This is a genomic window from Alkalibaculum bacchi, assembly GCF_937875145.1.
Taxonomy (GTDB): Bacteria; Bacillota; Clostridia; order Eubacteriales; family Alkalibacteraceae; genus Alkalibaculum; species Alkalibaculum bacchi_A.
Window position 1 is genome coordinate 1 of record NZ_CALNCS010000062.1, and the last position, 6756, is coordinate 6756.

A 6756-nucleotide genomic window follows, 5' to 3' on the forward strand; every position below is an offset into this window, starting at 1 on the left:
TGACTGGAGTTCAGACGTGTGCTCTTCCGATCTGGTGCAGAACTTGTCTGGATGGCCAAAGGAGGGATCCTGCTTTGCAATCTTTCGCCAGAGATCAAAAGAGCCTCCTTCGTGTATTTCAGCATCCATCCCACTTGCCTTGGTTTGACTTCCATAGGTGGAGTTTTCCACATTGCTCCCGTTTGTATAGAAGACAACGTCATTCTCGGTAAGATCAATGTTTTCATGCTGACCAGCGTGATTAATAACAATCGTTTTTGCAGTCTTTCTATCTGGTTGAATATCAAAAAGTACATTCGTGACCGTTGTGTTGTAATGAAACTGCACGCCGTTTGCCTTCAGATACTTCACCATCGGAAGCACCATGGACTCATACTGGTTGTACTTGGTAAAGCGAAGTGCCGTAAAATCGGGAAGTCCTCCGATATGGTGGATATATCTTTGCATATAGCGTTTCATCTCAAGAGCGCTCTGATCATCTTTAAACGCAAACATCGTGCGCCAATACAACCAGAAGTTTGTACTAAAAACCTCATCATCAAAGATATCGGTTATCTTCATGTTGGCAAGCTTCTCATCTGGTGCCATGAATAGCTCTAGGATCTCCATGCTTCCCTTGTCAGAAAGACCAAATTTCTTATCTGTATGGGCATCTTCCCCACAATTTTGAGTTGCGCGACAAAGAGAATAATTCGGATCTTTTTTGTTCAGCCAATAGTATTCATCCAAGATACTAAGTCCTTCTGTTTCAATAGAAGGAATGGAGCGGAATAGATCCCACATGCACTCGAAATGATTATCCATCTCACGTCCGCCACGCATAACATAGCCGACATTGGTTATTTGATCCCCATCCAAAGCACCGCCGGGAGTAGATCCCTTTTCAATGATATGGATATGTGCTCCTGGCATCTGGGCATCACGTACGAGAAAGCATGCAGCCGAAAGGGATGCGAGACCACTACCAATTAGATAAGCGGATTTGTGATCTATTCCTTCCGGTTTAGCTGGACGGGCAAAAGCTTCATAGTTACCACTTGAGTAGTACATGATGAGACCTCCTATAAAGTGTTCAAAAGTCTTCCTTGCACTTTTTTCACTATAAAAGTTGGCCTCACAAAACTCTATAAACAAAGAAGGCCCCATGATAAAAATCTTATCAGGGGACCTCAATTGTAAACTCTGCCCTCTTTCCTGCTCTTACGCCGCTAAGCCCTATCTGTTCGACAGGCATTTAAAGCACTCGTAAGGTTTCCTTGCATAAGTAGGCTGAGCCTATCAATGATCAGCTGAGGATCTCCTGTCATGCCGTCTCGTATCCATTCCAACATAAGACCGACAAAGGCATATTTATAAAAATCCGCAATAAACTTCTTGTCCTCACTTCTGATGCTCATTCCTGCAGCCTTCTCATTAACTACCCCTATGAGGAGATCATAGGTAAGCTTGTAGAGATAAATCTCTACCTGCTCACGACTCACGGAGTGATAGACATTCAAAATGAGAGGTTTGTTATCAAGTACCGCCTCAAATATCTGAAGAAAGCCTTGTTGCCAAGTGCTATATGTTTTCTTTCCGTCCAAAGCTTTGGTTGCCTCTTCAATACATGACCACTCGATGAGATCGTAAATATCCTTAAAATGATAATAAAAGGTCATACGACTGATACCGCATTCATCGGTAATATCAGAGATGGTTATCTTATCTAGCGGCTTTTTTAACAAGAGGTTTTTTAACGATGTTTCTAAAGCAACTTTTGTCAGCTGTGACATTTTAACTCTTCTTTCACAAACTCCTCTACTATAGAGACAAAGAAGAAAATACATGAGAATAAGAAAAGCCCACTTAATTCAAGCTACCTTATATACTGTCTTTTATAAAATACTCCTCTATATCAAAGAGACATCCTCAACATTATCAGAATCATGTCACATCAAATGATATAGCCATTACCTAGAATTCGTAACTACGACAAAGCGGATTCAAGAAAAGACGGTATCGTTGTGAATACTTTACAACAGATGCTGACCGACAGAAACAGCACGGAGAACCTGTGAGAGCTGGCGCATATACTACTCGAAACGATAATCAACGGAAAATGATTGATACACAAGCAGCCATAACCTGCGATGTAGACAGCCCTCGATCTGGCCAATACCGAGGAAAAGGTAATATGAGGGCATGATCATAATCAGATTCTAGATTGTTGGCCAATTTCCGACTACAGCGCAGTACGCCAATAATCTCAGTACTATCAAGATGAATCTACTGATTCTATAATTTAAGTAATATTTAATCGCTTCAGTATTTTATGATTTATTATGAGCTTAATAATTTTATTCTTGTTATATTCGTAAAATATGCATAAATTAAATAAATAAATGGATATTTAGTCTATCCATTTTGAACGAGGTCCAAACAAGTTATTTTTTGTTTCTTTAGCATATCTACTGATATAACAGCTTGATAGCAAGTCAAGTAGATAAGTAATTCCGTATTTAGCATATATACCATATTTATCTATTCCATTACCAGCGCTGCTAATAAATAAAGTAGAGTCATAATGGGATGGAGTAGTTTTGTTACAAAATGCTGTGATTAATACTTTTCGTGCAGTGCGTCCGCATACATACGCATCTATTTCCTTGGCAAATTTTCCGGAAACAGAAATTACAATTATTAGAACTTTATTTGGTGATTCCCTATAGCTTGCCTCTTTTATAATATCGGAAATTGAGGTAAGACGTACAATTTTGCCAGCATAAAACATCTCTTGCTGAAATCTAATAAGGTTCCCACTAATGTTATTGGCGGAAAGAATCTCAACGCTTTCGTGCTGATAAATATCATATGCACAAGAGCATATAAGCCCATCATTTATATGTAGTCGAATATCTGCAAACATCTTACTTAACTCATTATCAAGAATACTATGATAAGCTTCAGGTTTCTCACTCATATTACGAAATCGTATATTGCTAGGAAATACTACTCGTGAAAAAGATGACCTAAGCTCACTTAAATTTGTATAACCAAGATGATTGCAGAATCGTCTAACTGCAGCACGAGTGACATATGCCTCCTTCATTATTCTTGATACCCTGATAGAATCAGCCACTTGAAGATGATTTATTAAAAATCTTGCAATCGATACATCATTACTCGAATCATTACTATTAATAATTTGACTAATTAGATCAAGAAGTCTGAAGTCATGAATGTTCACAACAGCCCCCTTTGACTTCTTCTCGCAATAATGATCCATAGAACGAATCATTACATGAGCTATACAGAGGCATAATAATAGCTAAGACTAGCGCCGGCGTCTTCTCACAACAGGTTGGTAACTTCTTTTGCCCAAGGGCATAGTGGGAGGATGTGTGATGACTGCCAATAATACTGATTTAATTACATTACCATTTCTGTGGGGATCTGCGACTGCGGCCTATCAATGCGAAGGCGCATGGGACACAGATGGCAAAGGGCTAGGAGAATGGGATTTTTTTAATCATAAAAGTCTCAAAAATATAAATCATGTCGATGGTGATATTGCTTGTGATTTTTATCACCGATATAAAGAAGATTTGGATCTTTTAGCTAAAGGAGGACAAAATACCTTTCGCTTTTCGATCTCTTGGGCTCGAATCATGCCGAATGGTACTGGAAAGGTCAATAAAAAAGGTATTAATTTCTATAATAATTTAATTAATTATTGCATAAAGCTAGGTATTGAGCCCAATGTTACTTTGTTTCATTACGACCTTCCCTTCGCTCTCGCTCGACGTGGTGGTTGGCTTAATTCCGATATTACCGACTGGTTCTGCGCTTATGCAAAGATTTGCTTCAAAGCCTTTGGTGATCGTGTTCGTATTTGGACTACCATAAACGAACCACATTTTTATAGTTACTGCTCAAACATCATAGGAAATTATCCACCTAATCGAACTTTGGATTTCCAATCATATTTTCAATGGCAATACAACCTTATGCTTGCAAGTGCTAAGGCAATAGAAGCTTTTCATGAATTAAATATGCCTGGGATCATCGGAGTGGTTCATGATGGAGGTAGCGTAGAAGTTGCACCTGAAACAAAGCATCCAGATGAGGTATTTAAAGGAGCAGATTTCTTCGGCAACCGTATGATTTTGTGTCCAGCATTAGAAGGCAAGCTACCTCCTGAAACAAATGAGATGCTTGCAAAAATGAACATATTATTATACAAATCTCCTGAAGACAATGAAATCTTTAAGCATGGAATAGCAGATTTCTTAGGCCTTAATCTTTATTGCCGTGAATATGTTACAGATTGGCATGGGGAACAATCCCATGCCTCAGTTAATAACAAAGGCAACGGCCCTAAGGTAGAAAGTAAATGTATCGCACCTCTTTTTGAAACTCTTTACGATAAATCTGTGCCTCACAATCAATGGGGTCGTGAATTACTCCCGCGGGTCATGTATACATCCATCATGGAAATCGCAAAGCGCTATAACAACCCTTTGATATTCGTAACAGAAAATGGCTACGGATGTTTTGAAACCCCTGATAAAACTGGCTTTGTTGCCGACGATGAACGCATAAAAGTTGTCAAAGACTTTATTGACGAGATGCTAAGGGCCAAAAAGGCTGGTGCGAAAGTTGCTGGCTACTATATGTGGTCAGCCATGGATCTCTATAGCTGGATTAATGGTTACAAAAAACGTTATGGCTTTATTCATATTAATTTTGATGGCAACCTAAAACGAACTCCAAAAAAAAGTTTGACTTGGTATCGGCAATTTATCAAAAGTCATGAAAATCTAAAAACAGATGGCATCCCTGCATCCGTTTTACGTTAAGGATGTGAGAGAAAATGAAAGATTCTAAATATCATTCCATGAGCGAAACTGTTTTAGCAGCCATGGGAGGTAAGGAAAATATAAATCACGTCGAACATTGTGCTACAAGACTTCGTCTTCATTATGTTGATGGATCAAAAATTGATGAAGAGGCTATTAAAAACGCTGAAAATGTAATAGGCGTCGTTAAAACAGCTGAGCAGATTCAAGTTGTTATCGGGCCAAAGGTAGAAGATGCTTATAACGAATTTCTAAAAGTTTCTGGAATTAACCCTAATAATTCAGAGGATACTAAACCTGCATCGAATAAGAGTACAGCTACAAAAGGCGCAGTTGATCTTGTGACTCGATTTGGCAATATCAGTGCGGCCGTTTTCATGCCTATCATTCCCGCTTTAATAACCGGAGGAATGATACTTGCCTTTAAGAATTTACTAGTTAATTACTTTGGATTTGGAACTGATAGCGGCACTGCTATAGTTCTCTCTGCAATTTATAGTGCAGGTCTTTCTTTTATCCCTATCTATCTTGGATATTCACTAGCCTCAAATCTTAAGATGAAACCAGTAATGGGAGCACTTCTTGGTGCTGTTCTTCTCAATTCAGCTATTAATGGAGTTGATAATCTTGATTTCCTAGGAATTTCTATACCGACAGTCGATTATAGCGGGACGGTCTTACCCATAATATTGGGCGTTATATTTATGTATTATGTAGATAAGCTTTTGCGCAAATTTATTCCTGACATTATTGATATATTCGCGAGACCCATATTGACCATGTTGATAGTTGTCCCTTGCACGTTAATTGTTTTTGGTCCTTTGGGTAGCCTTCTTGGCTATGCTCTCAGTGATGGCGTAACATGGCTTATGGATAATGTTGCCTTTATTGCTACACCAATTCTCTCTGTACTTAACCCTTACTTTGTTATGCTTGGACTAGACAAAGCCTATATTGCAGTTGATATAGCTAGCATTGCAGAATTAGGCTGGACTCCTATTATATTTGGATTTATATCCAATCTTGCTGTTGGTGCTACCACGCTTGCACTTGCAACATCAACGCATAATGACAAGACAAAAAGAGGCATGTACATCTCAACAGGTGTTACTGCGCTATGTGGTGTTACAGAGCCAGCATTTTACGGTGCCCTTATCGAACGTCCGCGACTTCTAATTGGCACAGCAGCAGGGTGCGCATCCGCTGGCCTTATTGCTGGTATTTTTGCTCTTAAGGAATATGTCGAAGGTGCGTGCCCGGGCTTACTCTCAGCACTTATCTTTATCGCGCCTGACGGTGGAATGGGTAATTTTATACTAGCTTGTGTTGTAGCAGCAGTTTCGATAAGTGTTTCGTTTATTGTAACAAAAATTCTAATTGCAAAAACTGATATAAAAAGCACTGGAAGAGCCTAGTGCTTTATTTAGTAGCAAGACGCATATACGTCTTGCTACTTCCTTAATTATTTTAAAGTTTATTTTATTTATTTATAAATAATACTACTAAAAAAGTTATAGCCTACTGAAATAATTGATAAGAAAAACAGGCACTTTATATAACAAAATAAATAGCAAACATTCTTCAGTTTGCAATAACACACTGCACTTTGCCAATACGTATCCCCTGTGTAGCAATAACACAATTGTGTTACATGCCTTGTCAGGAGGAAAAAAGAGTAAGTACCAGGTCGTAATCTACTAAACCTATCTACCTATATCAACTTCATCTCTTGTAGACTTTACTCCTATGATCGACACTAAAAGTCAATACAACAAGGGCTTCATCTTGTATATCACATAAGACACGATAGTCACCGATGCGATAGCGCCATTTCCTGGAACAACTAGCACTAAACCCTTTGCCATGAAGTGGCTGTCCTACTTGGACACGAAATCGCTTCTGCTAACGAAAGCCCTTG

At 38.8% G+C, this 6756-nt stretch carries 5 protein-coding genes and 1 pseudogene; 3 read left to right on the forward strand and 3 right to left on the reverse strand.

The window, feature by feature from the left end; genetic code table 11:
• Positions 1-1208 precede the first annotated feature (1208 nt).
• On the reverse strand, positions 1209-1772 hold the full coding sequence (locus Q7P22_RS04200) for a TetR/AcrR family transcriptional regulator (protein WP_303861016.1): 564 nt from the start codon (positions 1770-1772) through the stop codon (positions 1209-1211).
• A 281-nt stretch (positions 1773-2053) separates the two neighbouring features.
• Between Q7P22_RS04200 and Q7P22_RS04205 the strand changes: the two genes are divergently transcribed.
• The gene (locus Q7P22_RS04205) at positions 2054-2185 is read left to right on the forward strand and encodes a hypothetical protein (RefSeq protein WP_303861017.1); all 132 of its coding nucleotides are present in this window, start codon (positions 2054-2056) and stop codon (positions 2183-2185) included.
• Positions 2186-2389: 204 nt separating this feature from the next.
• Here the strand turns inward: Q7P22_RS04205 and Q7P22_RS04210 are convergent, their stop codons facing one another.
• Entirely contained in the window at positions 2390-3226 is an 837-nt protein-coding gene (locus Q7P22_RS04210; protein WP_303861018.1) for a MurR/RpiR family transcriptional regulator, read from the reverse strand.
• 157 nt (positions 3227-3383) lie between these two features.
• Between Q7P22_RS04210 and Q7P22_RS04215 the strand changes: the two genes are divergently transcribed.
• Both Q7P22_RS04215 and Q7P22_RS04220 read left to right on the forward strand, forming a co-directional pair.
• Positions 3384-4838, forward strand: a complete 1455-nt coding sequence (locus Q7P22_RS04215) for a glycoside hydrolase family 1 protein (RefSeq protein ID WP_303861019.1) — start codon at positions 3384-3386, stop codon at positions 4836-4838.
• A gap of 14 nt (positions 4839-4852) precedes the next feature.
• Positions 4853-6253 (forward strand): PTS transporter subunit EIIC, encoded by a 1401-nt coding sequence (locus tag Q7P22_RS04220; protein WP_303861022.1) that lies wholly within the window; start codon positions 4853-4855, stop codon positions 6251-6253.
• Positions 6254-6560: 307 nt separating this feature from the next.
• On the opposite strand, the pseudogene Q7P22_RS04225 reads toward Q7P22_RS04220, so the two are convergent.
• Positions 6561-6701 (reverse strand): annotated as a pseudogene (locus Q7P22_RS04225) (type II toxin-antitoxin system RelE/ParE family toxin); the annotation flags it as partial.
• Positions 6702-6756: the final 55 nt, after the last annotated feature.